Source organism: Streptomyces sp. NBC_01451 (assembly GCF_036227485.1).
In the GTDB taxonomy this organism is placed as follows: domain Bacteria; phylum Actinomycetota; class Actinomycetes; order Streptomycetales; family Streptomycetaceae; genus Streptomyces.
In genome coordinates, this window is the sequence record NZ_CP109479.1 from 2,474,768 (window position 1) to 2,490,588 (window position 15,821).

General features: G+C 70.7%; 14 protein-coding genes and 1 pseudogene. 1 reads left to right on the top strand and 14 read right to left on the bottom strand.

Annotated features, from left to right (window positions below; all coding sequences use genetic code 11):
- Nucleotide 1: 1 nt before the first annotated feature.
- The 9 genes from OG595_RS10395 to rpsB form a co-directional block, all read right to left on the bottom strand.
- Nucleotides 2-1,684, bottom strand: a complete 1,683-nt coding sequence (locus OG595_RS10395) for an ABC transporter permease (RefSeq protein WP_329270327.1) — start codon at nucleotides 1,682-1,684, stop codon at nucleotides 2-4.
- On the bottom strand, nucleotides 1,660-2,760 hold the full coding sequence (locus OG595_RS10400; RefSeq protein WP_329270329.1) for a thiamine ABC transporter substrate-binding protein: 1,101 nt from the start codon (nucleotides 2,758-2,760) through the stop codon (nucleotides 1,660-1,662). The genes OG595_RS10395 and OG595_RS10400 overlap by 25 nt, the downstream gene beginning before the upstream one ends.
- 211 nt (nucleotides 2,761-2,971) lie before the next feature.
- Nucleotides 2,972-4,078: a 23S rRNA (adenine(2503)-C(2))-methyltransferase RlmN gene (rlmN, locus tag OG595_RS10405; RefSeq protein ID WP_329270332.1), complete on the bottom strand. Its 1,107-nt coding sequence runs from the start codon at nucleotides 4,076-4,078 to the stop codon at nucleotides 2,972-2,974.
- A 99-nt stretch (nucleotides 4,079-4,177) separates the two neighbouring features.
- Nucleotides 4,178-4,849, bottom strand: coding sequence for a hypothetical protein (locus OG595_RS10410; RefSeq protein ID WP_329270333.1), 672 nt, complete (start codon nucleotides 4,847-4,849; stop codon nucleotides 4,178-4,180).
- A 125-nt stretch (nucleotides 4,850-4,974) separates the two neighbouring features.
- The gene (locus OG595_RS10415) at nucleotides 4,975-6,102 is read right to left on the bottom strand and encodes a phosphatidate cytidylyltransferase (RefSeq protein WP_329270334.1); all 1,128 of its coding nucleotides are present in this window, start codon (nucleotides 6,100-6,102) and stop codon (nucleotides 4,975-4,977) included.
- Nucleotides 6,102-6,659 carry a ribosome recycling factor gene (gene frr, locus OG595_RS10420; RefSeq protein ID WP_189149901.1) on the bottom strand — a complete coding sequence of 186 codons (558 nt, stop codon included), beginning with the start codon at nucleotides 6,657-6,659 and terminating at the stop codon, nucleotides 6,102-6,104. The genes OG595_RS10415 and frr overlap by 1 nt, the downstream gene beginning before the upstream one ends.
- A gap of 149 nt (nucleotides 6,660-6,808) precedes the next feature.
- Nucleotides 6,809-7,567: a UMP kinase gene (pyrH, locus tag OG595_RS10425; RefSeq protein ID WP_327697978.1), complete on the bottom strand. Its 759-nt coding sequence runs from the start codon at nucleotides 7,565-7,567 to the stop codon at nucleotides 6,809-6,811.
- A 204-nt stretch (nucleotides 7,568-7,771) separates the two neighbouring features.
- Nucleotides 7,772-8,608 (bottom strand): translation elongation factor Ts, encoded by an 837-nt coding sequence (gene tsf, locus OG595_RS10430; RefSeq protein ID WP_329270339.1) that lies wholly within the window; start codon nucleotides 8,606-8,608, stop codon nucleotides 7,772-7,774.
- A 99-nt stretch (nucleotides 8,609-8,707) separates the two neighbouring features.
- Nucleotides 8,708-9,628: a 30S ribosomal protein S2 gene (gene rpsB, locus OG595_RS10435; protein ID WP_329270342.1), complete on the bottom strand. Its 921-nt coding sequence runs from the start codon at nucleotides 9,626-9,628 to the stop codon at nucleotides 8,708-8,710.
- A 324-nt stretch (nucleotides 9,629-9,952) separates the two neighbouring features.
- Between rpsB and OG595_RS10440 the strand changes: the two are divergent.
- A pseudogene (locus tag OG595_RS10440) lies at nucleotides 9,953-10,507 on the top strand (M23 family metallopeptidase); the annotation flags it as partial.
- A 106-nt stretch (nucleotides 10,508-10,613) separates the two neighbouring features.
- Here OG595_RS10440 and OG595_RS10445 read toward each other — a convergent pair.
- From OG595_RS10445 to OG595_RS10465, 5 genes are all read right to left on the bottom strand, one after another.
- A complete protein-coding gene (locus tag OG595_RS10445; protein ID WP_329282778.1) occupies nucleotides 10,614-11,171 on the bottom strand; it encodes a TetR/AcrR family transcriptional regulator in 558 nt (185 codons plus the stop codon).
- Nucleotides 11,172-11,296: 125 nt separating this feature from the next.
- Nucleotides 11,297-12,139, bottom strand: coding sequence for an RNA polymerase sigma factor WhiG (whiG, locus tag OG595_RS10450; RefSeq protein ID WP_329270343.1), 843 nt, complete (start codon nucleotides 12,137-12,139; stop codon nucleotides 11,297-11,299).
- Nucleotides 12,140-12,461: 322 nt separating this feature from the next.
- Nucleotides 12,462-13,667, bottom strand: coding sequence for a DNA-processing protein DprA (gene dprA / locus OG595_RS10455; protein ID WP_329270345.1), 1,206 nt, complete (start codon nucleotides 13,665-13,667; stop codon nucleotides 12,462-12,464).
- A complete protein-coding gene (locus tag OG595_RS10460; protein ID WP_329270347.1) occupies nucleotides 13,664-15,289 on the bottom strand; it encodes a YifB family Mg chelatase-like AAA ATPase in 1,626 nt (541 codons plus the stop codon). The genes dprA and OG595_RS10460 overlap by 4 nt, the downstream gene beginning before the upstream one ends.
- Entirely contained in the window at nucleotides 15,289-15,723 is a 435-nt protein-coding gene (locus tag OG595_RS10465) for a YraN family protein (protein ID WP_329270350.1), read from the bottom strand. The genes OG595_RS10460 and OG595_RS10465 overlap by 1 nt, the downstream gene beginning before the upstream one ends.
- Nucleotides 15,724-15,821 lie beyond the last annotated feature (98 nt).

A 15,821-nucleotide genomic window follows, 5' to 3' on the forward strand; every position in this document is an offset into this window, starting at 1 on the left:
GTCAGAACTCTCCCGTCCGGTCGGTCCGCAGCCGCTCCAGCACGAGCAGGGCCACCGCGCACACCACCATCAAGATCGTCGAAAGGGCCATCGCCTGCCCGTAGTTGAGGTCACCCGGGCGGCCCAGCAAGCGGGCCACGGCGACCGGCAGGGTCGGGGTGTCGGGCCGGGCGATGAACACGGTCGCCCCGAACTCGCCCAGCGACACGGCGAACGCGAACCCGGCCGCGACCAGCAGGGCCCGCCGCACGATCGGCAGATCGACCTCGCGCCAGACCCGCCAGGGCGAGGCCCCGAGCACGGCCGCCGCCTCCCGCAACCGCCCGTCCACGGCCCGCAGCACCGGCAGCATGGTCCGCACGACGAACGGCACCCCGACCAGCGCCTGCGCGAGCGGTACGAGGATCCAGCTGCCGCGCAGATCCAGCGGCGGCTCGTCGAGCGCGATGAGAAACCCGAACCCGACGGTCACCGCCGACACCCCGAGCGGCAGCATCAGCAGCGCGTCGAATCCCCGCACGATCCGCCCGGCCTCGCGCCGGGTGAGCGCCACGGCGGCCAGCGACCCCACGACGACGGCGATACCGGTGGCGGCGACGGCGTACTGGAGCGAGTTCCCGACGGCGGCGATCGGCGCCACGAGAAAAATGCCGGAGTCGTCGCGGGTGAGCGCCCTGTAGTAGCCGAGGCCGGCCCCACCGGGCGTACCGAACGACCGTTGCACGAGCACGGCCAGCGGCAGCACCAGCAGGACGGCGATGCTCACCAGCACCCCGCCGAGCAGTGCCCACTGCCCCCGGCCGCGCGGCCGGCGCGCCGTCGTCTCCGGCGCCACGAGCCGCAGCGCGCTCTCGCGCCGCCGTACCGTCCGGGCGTGCACGGCGAGGACCGCGCCCACCGCGACGAACTGGACGATGGTCAGCACGGCGGCCGTGCCGAGGTCGAAGATCTCCGAGGTCTGCCGGTAGATCTCCACTTCGAGCGTGGCGAAGGTCGGTCCGCCGAGGATCTGCACCACGCCGAACGAGGTGAAGGTGAAGAGGAAGACCATGAGCGCGGCGGCGGCCACGGCGGGTGCGAGGGCGGGCAGGGTGACCTGCCGCCAGGCCGCGAACCGCGAGGCGCCGAGCACCCGCGCGGCCTCCTCCTGCCGCGGGTCGAGCTGCGCCCAGAGCCCGCCGACGGTCCGTACGACCACGGCGTAGTTGAAGAAGACGTGCGCGAGCAGGATCGCCCACACCGTCGTGTCCAGCCGTACGCCCCACAGCTCGTCGAGCAGCCCGCCGCGCCCGAGCAGCGCCAGGAACGCCGTACCGACGACGACGGTCGGCAGGACGAAGGGCACGGTCACCACGGCCCGCAGTATCTGCTTGCCCCTGAAATCGAAGCGTGCGAGGACATACGCGCCGGGGAGTGCGATCAGCAGCGTGAGTGCGGTGGAGGCGAGCGCCTGCCAGAAGGTGAACCAGAGGACGTGCCTGATGCCGGGGTCCCCCAGCACGTCGCCCACCTGCCCCAGCCGCCAGACCCCGTCGACGTGCAGTCCGCGCGCGACGATCGCGGCGACGGGATAGGCGAAGAAGAGCACGAAGAAGACGACGGGCACCGCGAGCAGGGCCCCGCGCAGAGCGGCGCCCTTCCCCCGCCCGGCCGCCGGGGCTACTTCAGTACGAGCGATGTCCACGACTTGACCCACTGGTCACGGTGTTCGGCGATCCTCGCGGGGTCCATGGTCTCGGGATCCTTGGCCTGCGGCCCGAACTCGGTGAACTCGGCGGGCACCTTGGCGCCCTCCCGCACGGGATACACGAACATGTTGAGCGGCATGTCCTCCTGGAAGGTCCTGCCGACGAGGAAGTCGAGCAGCGCCTTGCCGCCCTCGCTGTTGCCAGCGTTGCTGAGCAGCCCGGCGTACTCGATCTGCCGGAAGCAGGTGCCCGTCGCGACGCCGGTCGGAGCGGTGGTGGGCTTCGGGTCGGCGAAGATCACCTCGGCGGGCGGCGAGGAGGCGTACGAGACGACGAGCGGCCGGTCGGCCTTGGCCTTCTTGCCGCCGGCCGATCCGGAGAACTCCTCGTTGTAGGCCTGCTCCCAGCCGTCGACGACCTTCACGCCGTTGGCCCTGAGCTTCGTCCAGTAGCCGGCCCAGCCGTCGTCGCCGTACTTGGCGGCGCTGCCGAGCAGGAACCCGAGTCCGGGCGAGGAGGTGGAGGCGTTCTCGGTGACGAGCAGATCCTTGTAGGCGGGCTTGACCAGATCGTCGAAGGACTGGGGCGGGGTCAGCCTGTGCTCGCTGAACCAGGCCTTGTCGTAGTTGACGCAGATGTCGCCGGTGTCGATCGGCGTGACCCGGTGCTTGTCCTCGTCGGTCCGGTACGCGGGCAGGATCGCGTCGGCGTCCTTCACCTCGTACGACTGGAACAGCCCGTTGTCGAGCGCGCGGGAGAGCAGGGTGTTGTCGACGCCGAAGAGGACATCGCCCTGCGGGTTGTCCTTGGTCAGGATCGCCTTGTTGACGGCCTGCCCGGCATCGCCGTCCTTGAGGACCTTGACGGTGTACCCGGACTGCTTCTCGAAGGCCGCGAGGACGCTCTTCGAGACGGCCCACGAGTCATGGCTGACGAGGGTGACGGTCCTGGACCCGCCGGGAGCCCCGTCGTCGGACGACCCGCACGCGGACAGCGTGACAAGCCCGAGCCCGACGGCGACGGCCAGCGACTTCCTGGTGCCGCGCGACTTCTTGGTACTGGTGGTGCTCACGGATGGTTCCTCCTGGGATGACCAGGAAGAGACGCGGCCCTGCCCGGACCCCGTGAAGGGGTCCGGGCAGGGCGCAACAGCTTGAGTGATGACCGAACTTCCTACCCAGAATGACCTGGGCGAGGTTCAGAGGGTCTGCGGTCTGTCCCGCACTCTCAGCGCTGTGGCGCTCCCCTGTCGGAATATGAAGATATGTAGGTACGGCGTAAGCCTACCGCTCGGTGGCCGCGAGCTGCCCGCACGCCCCGTCGATCTCCTGCCCCCGGGTGTCCCGAACGGTGACGGGCACCCCGTGCGCGGCGATGGCCTCGACGAACGCCTTCTCGTCCTCGGGCCGCGAGGCGGTCCACTTGGACCCCGGAGTCGGGTTCAGCGGGATCAGGTTGACGTGCACGGGCTTGCCCCTGAGCAGCCGCCCGAGGCGGTCACCGCGCCAGGCCTGGTCGTTGATGTCCCGGATCAGCGCGTACTCGATGGACAGCCGGCGCCCCGACTTGGCCGCGTACTCCCATCCGGCGTCGAGGACCTCCCGCACCTTCCAGCGCGTGTTGACGGGGACGAGGGTGTCGCGCAGTTCGTCGTCGGGCGCGTGCAGGGAGATGGCGAGCCGGCACTTGAAGCCCTCGTCGGAGAACCGGTGGATGGCCGGCACCAGTCCGACGGTCGAGACGGTGATCCCGCGCTGCGACAGACCCATGCCGTCCGGCGCCGGGTCGGTCAGGGCGCGGATGGCACCGACGACACGCTTGTAGTTGGCGAGGGGCTCACCCATGCCCATGAAGACGATGTTGGAGAGCCGCGCGGGCCCCCCGGGGATCTCCCCGTCCCGAAGCGCACGCATGCCGTCCACGATCTGGTGGACGATCTCGCCGGTGGACAGATTCCGGTCCAGTCCGGCCTGCCCGGTCGCGCAGAACGGGCAGTTCATCCCGCACCCGGCCTGCGAGCTGATGCACATGGTCACCCGGTCCGGGTAGCGCATGAGCACCGACTCGACGAGCGTCCCGTCGACCATCCGCCAGAGCGTCTTGCGGGTGGTGTCCTGGTCGGTCGACAGATGGCGGACGACCGTCATCAGCTCCGGAAGCAGCGCCTCCTGGAGCTTGCCGCGCGAGGCGGCCGGGATGTCCGTCCACTCGGCCGGGTCGTGCGCGAAGCGCGCGAAGTAGTGCTGCGAGAGCTGCTTGGCACGAAACGGCTTCTCACCGATCGCGGCAACGGCCTCTTTGCGCTCGGCGGGCGTGAGATCGGCAAGATGCCGCGGCGGCTTCTGAGCTCCGCGCGGGGCGACGAATGTGAGTTCTCCGGGCTTAGGCATGGCCATACCAGTGTCTCAGACATCCGGACAGCCCCTCGCCGCCCTGTGGACAGAGTCCGGCACGGCCGGAAAAGCCCAGCTCAGCCGGCTACCACGCACTCACCGGGGCGCCGCAGCCATCACCCCTCTCAGCTGCGTCACCTCCCGCTCCAGGTCGCGGTAGTGGTCGCTCACCTTGCGTCGGGCCGTCGGTATGACGCGGCCCCCGTCGAGTTCGGTCAGCCGGTCGCCCAGGGCGGTGAGGTCCGTCTGCCAGCGGTGCCAGCCGTCGGCGCCCCGGGCGTCGGCCAGCTCGTCCTGGGCCGCGCGCAGAGCCCCGTGGGCCGCCTGGCGCAGGGGGAACAGGTCGGTACGCAGCCGTTCGGTGCGCTCGCGCAGATAGGCGAGGGACTCGCCGACCCCGGAGAAGGTCTCCCCCAGCTCGGTCATCGACCTGGCCTGCTCCCCGAGCGCGTCCAGCCAGGGCACGGTCGCCTCGACTCCGTGCTCGGCGGCCTCGACGGCTCCGGTACGGATCTCCTCGTAGTGGCGGGACACGCCGTCCAGGTCGGCGAAGACACTCACCGCCCCGTTCGTCTGCTCGCGGATGGTGTCCGAGGGCAGGCCGTCGCCCTGATCGAGCAGCGCCTCGATCCGGGCCAGCTCTCCCCGTACCGCTCGTCGCAGCTCCAGCAGGGCCTGGTGAGCCGCGTCGGCCGCCTCGACGGGACCGGCGACAGCCGCCAGCCCCTCGGCCTGCCGCTGGCGTCTGGCACGACTACGTCCCCACATGCACGCCACCCCTTCCGGACAGATCGACCGCACTGAAGTCGATCTTAGGTTCGAAAGGGGTGGTTTCAGGCCGACGTAGGTGTTTCAAAGGAAACCCGGACCGTACTGGAACATTCCGGCCGCCCTCAGCCCACGAAGGCGACGAACAGCAACCACACGACGGGAGCCGTGGGAAGCAGCGAGTCCAGCCGGTCCATGATGCCGCCGTGTCCCGGCAGCAGCGTGCCCATGTCCTTGATGCCCAGGTCCCGCTTGATCATGGACTCGCCGAGGTCGCCGAGCGTGGCACTCACCGCGACCGCGAGGCCCAGCAGCAGACCCTGCCACCAGGTGCCGTCGTCGATCACGAACTCCATCAGCACCGCGCCCGCCACCATCGCGAACCCGACAGCGCCGAACAGACCCTCGCGGGTCTTGCCGGGGCTGATGCGCGGGGCGAGCTTGTGCTTGCCGAAGCGCCAGCCGATCGCGTACGCGCCGGTGTCGCTGACGACGGTCAGGAGCAGGAACGTCATGACGCGCCGCGCACCGTCGTCGGCGGTGAGCATCATCGCGACGAACGTGGCCAGGAACGGGACGTAGAAGGCCGCGAAGACGCCCGCGGTGACGTCCTTGAGGTAGCCCTCCGGAGGTTCCGTCATACGCCAGACCAGGACCGCGAGCGCGGTGAGCGCCATCGCGACCCACGCGCCCTCGGGACCCCGGACGTATCCGGACACGACCATCGCGGCGCCGCCGAGCGCGAGCGGCACCAGGGGTGCCCTGATGCCCTTGCGCTCCTGGAGCCGGGACGTCAGTTCCCAGAGGCCGACCACGACGGCGACCGCGATCACGCCGACGAAGGCCGCCTTGACGACGAACAGCGACGCGATGATCACCGCGCCGAGTCCGACACCGACCCCTATGGCCGCGCCGAGGTCCCGGCCCGCGGACTTCTTCTGCGGGGCGGGGGCGGGCGGCTGGGCGTCGTCGGGCGTGGGCATGGAATCCGGCTTCTGCGGCACCGCCCCGTAGGGCTGTGCATGCGGCATCTCGTCGCGGAACAGGGGGCCGCCCGGCCGGGCGGCCCCCCGGTCGTCATCCTGGTTTCCGCCATGTGCGGGTACGTCGGGCACGATGGGCATGGGGCGAGTCTGAGGCGCGTGGTGCGCATCGTAGGCGGGACCCGCCGGGGCAGCCCCCTGGACAGGCCCTCCGTCGGACGGCCCCCAGTACCCGGCGTGGGGCGGCGCCCCCCAGGAAGAGTCGTTCATCAGACTTCGAGAAGCTCCGCTTCCTTGTGCTTGAGAAGCTCGTCCACCTGCGCGACGTACTTCGCGGTGGTGTCGTCGAGCTCCTTCTCCGCGCGACGGCCCTCGTCCTCGCCGACCTCGCCGTCCTTGACGAACTTGTCGATGGCGTCCTTGGCCTTGCGACGGATGGCCCGGATCGAGATCTTGGAGTCCTCGGCCTTGGTGCGGGCCACCTTGATGTAGTCCTTGCGGCGCTCCTGGGTGAGCTCGGGGAACACCACGCGGATGATGTTTCCGTCGTTGCTCGGGTTGACGCCGAGGTCGGAGTCGCGGATCGCCTGTTCGATGTTGCGCAGCGCGCTCTTGTCGAACGGGGTCACCACCGCCATCCGCGGTTCGGGCACGGAGAACGAGGCCAGCTGGTTGATCGGCGTCAGCGCGCCGTAGTAGTCGGCCACGATCTTGTTGAACATCGCCGGGTGCGCACGACCGGTACGGATCGCGGCGAAGTCCTCCTTGGCGACCACGACGGCCTTCTCCATCTTCTCCTCGGCCTCGAGGAGGGTCTCTTCGATCACCACTTGCTCCTGCGTGTCTTGAGTAGGCCCGGCTGCTCTTCGCGGTCCGCGGCCGGCTGCGTCGCGTCTTCTTCCTGCACGGTTCCCGACCGGCAGGACATTGTCCATCCCCCGCTCAGGGTCCGTCCCCGGGCAGGGCTGATCCCCGGTCAGTCCCGGCTGCCCTGTTCACCGACGAGTGTGCCGATCTTCTCACCCTTGACGGCCCGCGCGATATTGCCCTCGGTCAGAAGCTCGAAGACGAGGATCGGGAGCTTGTTGTCCCGGCAGAGGGTGATCGCGGTCATGTCGGCGACCTTGAGGTCCCGGGTGATGACCTCGCCGTACCCGAGCGAGTCGAACTTGACGGCTTCGGGGTTGGTCTTCGGGTCGGAGTCGTAGACCCCGTCCACGCCGTTCTTGCCCATCAGCAGCGCCTCGGCGTCGATCTCCAGGGCGCGCTGCGCGGCGGTCGTGTCGGTGGAGAAGTACGGCATGCCCATACCGGCACCGAAGATGACCACACGGCCCTTCTCCAGGTGCCGTACGGCGCGCAGCGGGATGTACGGCTCGGCGACCTGGCCCATGGTGATGGCGGTCTGGACCCGGCTGTCGATGCCCTCCTTCTCCAGGAAGTCCTGGAGAGCGAGGCAGTTCATGACGGTGCCGAGCATGCCCATGTAGTCCGAGCGGGCCCGGTCCATGCCGCGCTGCTGGAGTTCCGCGCCGCGGAAGAAGTTGCCGCCGCCGAGGACGACGGCGATCTGGGAGCCGTCGCGCACGACGGCCGCGATCTCGCGGGCGATCTTGTGCACCACGTCGGGGTCGACGCCCAGGCCCCCGCCACCGGAGAAGGCCTCTCCGGACAGCTTCAGCATGTACCGGCCGCGTACTTTGCCGTCGTCGCTCTTCTGGGCCTTGGTGGTCATGGAGAATCTCGCCTCTTCACGTGGTCACACATACGAAGAAGGCCACTGCCGATGGGGTGTCGATCGCATCCCATGCTCGGCAATGGCCTCCTCGTCAGATCTGCTGTCGTCCGCCACGCGCGCGTGCGTGACGGCGTACGCGCGCGACTGCCGTCGACCCTATAGGTATCCCTACGCGGGCCGCGCGTCGATCGCGGTACGGACTCAGATGCCGACCTTGATGCGCGTGAAGCGCTTCAGGGTGACACCGGCCTCGTCCAGGACCTTCTGGACGGACTTCTTGTTGTCCAGGGCGTACGGCTGGCCGAGCAGCGTGGCGTCCTTGAAGAAGCCGTTGAGGCGACCCTCGACGATCTTCGGCAGGGCGGCCTCGGGCTTGCCCTCGGCGCGGGTGGTCTCCTCGGCGACACGACGCTCGGTCTCGACGACCTCGGCCGGCACGTCCTCCTTGGAGAGGTACTTCGGCGCGAAGGCGGCGATGTGCTGGGCGATGCCCTTGGCGACCTCGGCGTTGGGCTTGTCCAGCTCGACGAGGACACCGATCTGCGGGGGCAGGTCGGGCATCGTGCGGTGCATGTACGCCAGTACGAAACCGTCCGCGAACTGCGCGAAGCGGTCCAGGACGATCTTCTCGCCCAGGTTGGCGTTGGCCTCGTCGACGTACGCCTGAACCGTCTTGCCGGCCTCGATCTCGGAGGCGAGCAGCGCCTCCAGGTCGGCCGGGGAGGTCTTGGCGACGTGCTCGGCGAGCGCCTTGGCGGCGGCCTGGAACTTGTCACCCTTGGCGACGAAGTCCGTCTCGCACTTCAGCTCGACGAGAACACCGGAGGTGTTGTCGTCGGCGATGATCGAGACGACGGCGCCGTTCTCGGCGGAACGGCCCTCGCGCTTGGCGACGCCCTTCTGGCCCTTGATGCGCAGGGCCTCTACGGCCTTGTCGACATCGCCCTCGGCCTCGTCCAGCGCCTTCTTGCAGTCCATCATGCCGGCGCCGGTGAGCTCACGGAGCTTCTTGACGTCGGCGGCGGTGTAGTTCGCCATGATTCTCGGAGTCTCTCTCGAAGTCTGAAAGATCTGCGGATCGAACGGCGGAGGCCCGATGGAGGTGCCCCCGCCGTCGACAACCCGAAGGGGTGAGGGTCAGGCCTGCTCGGCGTCCGCGGCCGGAGCCTCGGCGACGGGAGCCTCGACGGGGGCCTCAGCGGCAGCCTCGGCCTCGGCGGCCTCGACGGGAGCCTCAGCAGCGGCCGGAGCCTCGGCGGCGGGCGCCTCGGCGTCGTCGGCCTTCTTCTCGCCCTCAAGGAGGTCGCGCTCCCACGCGGCGAGAGGCTCCGCGACGGCCTTCTCGCCCTTGTCACCGGTGTTGACGCCGGAACGGGAGATGAGGCCCTCGGCGACGGCGTCGGCGATCACGCGGGTGAGCAGGGTGACGGAGCGGATCGCGTCGTCGTTGCCCGGGATCTTGTAGTCGACCTCGTCGGGGTCGCAGTTGGTGTCGAGGATGGCGACGACCGGAATGTTGAGCTTCCGGGCCTCACCGACCGCGATGTGCTCCTTCTTGGTGTCCACGATCCAGACGGCGCTGGGCACCTTGGACATCTCGCGGATACCACCGAGGGTCTTCTCCAGCTTGGCCTTCTCGCGCGAGAGCACGAGAAGCTCCTTCTTGGTGAGACCGGACGCGGCGACGTCCTCGAAGTCGATCTGCTCAAGCTCCTTGAGGCGCTGCAGACGCTTGTAGACGGTCGAGAAGTTGGTGAGCATGCCGCCCAGCCAGCGCTGGTTGACGTAGGGCATGCCGACGCGGGTCGCCTGCTCGGCGATCGCCTCCTGCGCCTGCTTCTTCGTGCCGACGAACATGACCGTGCCGCCGTGGGCGACGGTCTCCTTGACGAACTCGTAGGCGCGGTCGATGTACGACAGCGACTGGAGCAGGTCGATGATGTAGATGCCGTTGCGCTCCGTGAAGATGAAGCGCTTCATCTTCGGGTTCCAACGACGGGTCTGGTGACCGAAGTGGACGCCGCTTTCCAGCAGCTCCCGCATCGTGACGACGGCCATGGCCGTTCTCCTTGTGTTTCTCGGTTGTGCCGCGGGTACCGGACGGCGCCCGCGCCTGACGCCCGAATACGCCTTGCCGCGAGGGACCGAGAGGCGTTGACACCCACCCTTTGGGGGCCTGATGTCGGGGCGTGCGAAGTCGACCCGGTCACCCGGATCGCCAAAGGAAGTGTACGGGACCCGCGAGGCCCCGGGTGACGCCGATATCCACAACCGGTCAGTACTCCACAGGCCCGCCTATACCGCCCGGAATCGCGGCAGGCTCCGCCCATGCGAGCGAAACGAGGAGTGCGACGTGCGGGCCTGGGCCTGTTGCTGCCCCTGATGCTGACGCTGACAGTGACGCTGACGGCGTCGACGGCGCGGGGAGCCGGGGAGCCCCCGCCGACCGGACCGTCACCCGCGGCGGACGCCCCGCCCACACCCACGATCGCCCGCACCTGGCCGGTGGGAACACGTCCGTTGGTCCTGCGTGCCTGGGAACCGCCCCCGACGCCCTACGCCAGGGGCCACCGGGGCGTGGACCTGGCGGCGGCCCCGGGCGCCCCGGTTCGCGCGGTGGCCGCCGGCCGGGTGCACTTCGCCGGCCGGGTGGCGGGAAGGGGGGTCGTCTCGGTCGAACTCACGGGCACGGGGGCTCCGCCCCTACGGACAACGTACGAACCGGTGACGGCAGCGGTGAAGGAGGGCGCCGAGGTTGCGGCGGGCGAGGTGGTGGGCACGGTCGAGGCGGGAAACAGCCACTGCGCGACGACGACGTGCGTGCACTGGGGCCTGCTGAGGGGCGACACCTACCTGGACCCGCTCACACTCCTGCCTCCATGGCTGCTGCGCAGGGGCCCCTCACGCCTCCTGCCGGTACAGGGCGTGCCGGTCCCCACGACCTGCGGGCACGCGTGCCGCCAGGGGCGGCGCCGAAAAGCGCGGGCGGCACTCCGACAGCGCCGGACTGCGCGACTCACGCCGGCCCCAACCGCAGCCAGGCTCAGCCCCGCACACCCCGCAGAGCCATCACCACAGCCGCGTCCGTGATCACCGCGGGATCCTCGGCGACGCCGAACTCGATCCGCCGCACGGCCGCGTCGACGATCCCCTGCAACAGCATCGCGGCCATCCGGGGCTGCGCGTGCCCGATGTCCCGCAGCGCCTCGACCACCATCGCGACGAGCCCTCCGTGCGCCGCCCGGATCCTCTCCCGGGCCCCCGCGTCCAGCTCACTCGCCGAGATCGCCACCACGGCCCGGTGCCGCCGGTCGCCCACCAGGGCGAGCTGTCGGCGCACATAGGCCTCGACCTTGCCCTCGGGCCCCTCGGCCGCCGCCATCGCCGCCTCGACCTCGGCCGCCCAGAGCGGGAAGTCGACCTCGCACAGCTCCTCGACGACGGACGCCCGCGACCGGAAGTACTCGTAGACGGACGACCGCGCGAGCCCGGTCCGCTCGGCCAGGGCCGGGAACGTCAGCGCATCCGTCCCGCCCTCGGACAGCAGGGACCTGGCCGCGTCCAGCAGGGCGGCTCGCTGCATCGACCGGTGCTCGGCCACGGAGGCCGCTCGAATCCTTGGCACGTCAACCACTGTACGGACGGACCGCCCCGGAGGGGAGAGACTCGGGTCACCCCGGTCGCCGACCGGCCAGGTCGGGTGAGGTCAGGCCAGGTCGGGTCGGGTCAGCGACCGAAGCTCGCCAGCTTCGCGCGCAGTTGCAGGACCGACTTGGTGTGGATCTGGCTGACCCGGCTCTCGGTCACGCCCAGCACGTTGCCGATCTCCGCGAGGGTGAGTCCCTCGTAGTAGTACAGCGTCACCACGGTCTTCTCCCGGTCGGGCAGCGTGTTGATCGCCCGCGCCAGGAACCGCCGCAGCTCCCGGCCCTCGGCCACCTCGACCGGGTTGTCGGCGGCGGTGTCCTCCAGGGTGTCCATGAGGCTCAGCCGGTCCCCGCCCTCGCCCCCCGCGTGCAGCAACTCCTCCAGAGCCACCACGTTCGCCAGCGACAACTGGCTGAACACGGCGTGGAGATCGTCGACCGCGATGCCCATCTCCGCGGCCACCTCGCCCTCCGTCGGCGTGCGCCGCAGCCGCGCCTCCAGCGTCGTGTACGCCCGCTCCACGTTCCGCGCCTTCTGGCGCACCGACCGCGGAATCCAGTCCAGCGCCCGCAGTTCGTCGATCATCGCGCCCCGGATGCGAGTGATCGCGTACGTCTCGAACTTGATCTCCCGCTCGATGTCGAACTTCTCGATCGCGTCGATCAGCCCGAACACCCCGGAGGAGACGAAGTCCGCCTGCTCGACGTTGGGCGGCAGCCCGACGCTCACCCGGCCGGCGACGTACTTCACGAGCGGCGAGTAGTGCAGGATCAGCTGCTCGCGCAGCCGCTCGTCGCCCGTCGTCTTGTACGAACGCCACAGCTCGTCGAGCGTCGAGGGCGCGGGCGGGCGCACGCTACCGCCGTCGCGGGCTGCCGGTGGGGCCGCCGCCCGGTCGGACCCGGAGGTGTGCTGGGGCATACGTCGCCTTGTGCCGTTCTGCCGTGAACCGGTGGTGTCTGGAGGAGTGCCCGGATGGGCCGTCGGTCTGTAGCGGTCTGATGTCGAATTACCCGTCTGGTCCAATTGCCTGCCCGACTGCCGGTCTGCACCGGAATCCACGCGAGCGTAGCGTGACTGAGGTGTCGCAGTGTGCGAGGTCGGGGGGACAGGGCGTACGCAGATACGTTCCGCTTGACGTCCCTCAGGGGCATGCCCGTTGCCCTGTGTGACCATCGGAGCGGACCAACTGCGGGAATTACCAAGGGCGTCGGGCATCCCCCGGACGGCCGAACACGCTCGGTCAGCACCGCTCCCGGCCGGCCCGGACGGAGATCATCGCCTGGCGTGTCAACTTCCAGCCGTCGCCGTGTCGTTCGACGTAACCAAGTGATCGGAGCTCGTACAGTCTGGCGACCGCGTCGTCCTCGGTCGTCGACGCTCCCCGCGCGATGTCGTCCACCGCCGCCGTCCCGCGCGCCGGCAGCGCGGCCAGAACGCGTTCCGCCGCCGGTTCCAGCAGGTCGCGCGGGAGCACCGGCCCACGCCGGTCCGGCGCCAGTTCGCCCATGTCCCCGACCAGTTCGGCGACTTCCGCCGCGTCGGTGACCAGCACGGCCTCGCCGCGAAGGAGCTCGTGCACCCCCGCGGAGAGTCCGCTGGTGGCGGGCCCCGGCACCCCCATCGTGAACCGCCCCAGCCGCTGAGCCGCCCGCGCCGTGACGAGCGAACCGCTGCGGTACGCGGCCTCGACGATCACGGTCCCCCGGGTGAGGGCCGCGATCACCCGGTTCCGCGTCACGAACCGGCTCGGCGTCGGATGATCACCGGGCGGCAACTCGCCGACCACCAAGCCCTGCTCGGCGATTCTGGTGATCAACTGGGTGTGTCCGCGCGGGTAGGGCCGGTCGACTCCGCAGGCGAGTACGGCGACGGTGGCACCGCCCGCACCGAGCGCACCCCGGTGCGCGGCCCCGTCGACCCCGTACGCGCCGCCCGACACCACCACCCACCCGCGCTCCGCGAGCCCGGCGGCGAGCGTGGCCGCCATGTGGGCGCCGTACTCGGTGCAGGCCCGGGCTCCCACCACGGCGACGGACCGCATCGCCCACATCCGCAGGCTGGGCCGCCCGCGCACCCACAGTCCCGTGGGCCGCGCGTCCCCGAGGTCGTCGAGCTGGGCCGGCCACTCCGGCAGGCCTGGCCACACGAACCGCACCCCCGCCGCCCGCGCGACGGCGAGATCCCGCTCGGGCTCGGCCCGTGCCGCCCGCGCGCACAGCCCCGCCCACCGGGTCGCGGTGACCCCGGTCGGCATCGGACCGCCGTCCCGCAGCCGCCGCACCACCTCCACGGCTCCGCGCTCCCGGACCCACCGCCCGGCGACCTCGTCCCCCGGCTCGACGACCCGGGTGAGGAAGATCCGGGCGAGTCCGTCCGCGCTCAGCCGGCCGTCCGGCTCCCCACCCGGCCGGCCGCCGGTCGCGTCCCCTGCCGCATGCCCCGTCATGTCAGCGCCCCGATGGCCATCGGCACCCCGCGCGGCACTCCCGTACGCAGTTGCAGTGCCAGGGCGACGTCCGTCGCGTCGGGCCGGTCGTGGCCGACGAGGTCCGCGACGGTCCAGGCGACCCGCAGGACGCGGTCGATGCCGCGCGCGGTGAGCACGCCCCGTTCCAGATTCCGCTCGGCCTCCTCCATGGCGCCGGGCACGGCATGCCAGCGGCTGCGCAGTTCCCGTCCCGGCACCTCGCTGTTGGTCCGCCACGGGGTCCCCACGAGCCGCGCCACCGCCCGCTCCCGGGCCGCCCGCACCCGCTCGGCGACCGTCGCCGTGGACTCGCCCCGTGCCCCGCGCTCGATGAGCTGGGAGCGCGTGACCCTGTCCACCTCCACCCGCAGGTCGACCCGGTCGAGCAGTGGCCCGGAGAGCCGGGCCTGGTAGCGCCGGATCACGGAGGGCGGGCACTCGCAGAGGGTGTCCCGCTGGGAGAAACGGCCGCACGGGCACGGATTGGCCGCGAGGACCATCAGGAACCTGGCCGGGAACCGCACGACCCCCGCGCTCCGCGCGATCACCACATGCCCGGCCTCCAGGGGCTGGCGCAGGGCGTCCAGCACCCGACTGCCGAACTCCGGAGTCTCGTCCAGAAAGAGAATTCCGCGGTGAGCCAACGAGACGGCTCCGGGCCTGGCCACGCCCTGTCCACCGCCGACGAGTGCCTGCATGGTGGCCGAGTGGTGCGGGGCGCAGTAGGGCGCCGTGTCGATCAGGGGTTTGCCCGGTGGCAGCAGGCCCGCGACCGAGTGCACGGCGGTCACCTCCAGCGACTCTTCCCGGGTGAGTCGGGGCAGGACAGCGGGCAGCCGCTCGGCGAGCATCGTCTTGCCGGCGCCTGGTGGCCCTTCCAGGAACACGTGGTGACCGCCGGCCGCGGCCACCTCCATCGCCGTGCGTGCCGAGTACTGGCCCACGACGTCGGCCAGGTCGTGACCGTTGTCGTACGGGGCGGCACCCGTGCCGTGCATGCCCGTGGCCGCCCCGGTGCCCGGCATGCGCAGGCCCGCCATGAGCGGGTCCGGGCGGCCGTGCTCGTCCGGTTCCTCCTCGGGTACGGGCTCGTCCGTGAGGACGGCGATCAGTTGCCGCAGACTGCGCACGCCGAGCACCGACACCCCGGGGACCAGCGCGGCCTCGGCGGCGGAGCACTCCGGCACGACCACCTGTTCGTATCCCGAGTCGGCCGCCGCCAGCACCGCCGGCAGGATGCCCCGTACGGGTCGCACCCGGCCGTCGAGGCCCAGCTCTCCGATCATCACGATGTCCGCCAGGACCCGGGGATCGATCCGCTCGGCGGCCCCGAGCACGGCCGCCGCGACGGCGAGATCGAACCCGCTGCCGCTCTTGGGCACGGACGCCGGGCTGAGCCCCACCGTGAGCTTCTTCTGCGGCCAGGCGGCTCCCGAGTTGACGACCGCGGCCCGGACCCGGTCCCGGCTCTCCGTCAGGCTCTTGTCGGGCAGTCCCACCAGGGTGAACGCGGCGACGCCGGGTTCGAGATCCGCCTGAACCTCGACGACCACACCCTCGACACCCACCAGCGCCACCGAACACGTACGGGCGAATCCCATCACGCCACCCCCCGCGCGTGTTCCACCACGGGCGCGCCGCGCTCGGGCAGCAGAACACCGACCAGGTCGATGCGGACCCCGCCGGGTGGCGCTCCCCCGTGTTCCTGGACCCAGCGCTCGGCGAGGCCTCGCAGCCGTTCCGCCTTGGCCGGTGTGACAGCCGCCATCGGGTGCTGGAAGGCCCCCGCCGGTCCGGCCGCCCGGCGGGTCTTGACCTCGCAGACGACGAGAGCGTCGCCGTCCCGGGCCACGATGTCGATCTCGCCGGTCCGGCCGGCGCGCCAGTTGCGGTCCAGGACCGTCATCCCGGCCTCGGTCAGCCGCCGCGCGGCCAGTTCCTCGCCGTACCTGCCCAGTGCTCCGCGCTGCGCGTTGCCCCGCGCGGCGCTCCGTCCGTCGCCCTGTCCGCCGTTTCGCGCATGACGTGTGTTCATGTCGGCACCACCTCCGGCGCCAACGATGCGGGCAGTGCGGCGAGCTATTGGATCTTGGTGGACAACCTCGGCATTGTGGAAAACTCCGCCACCCGCAC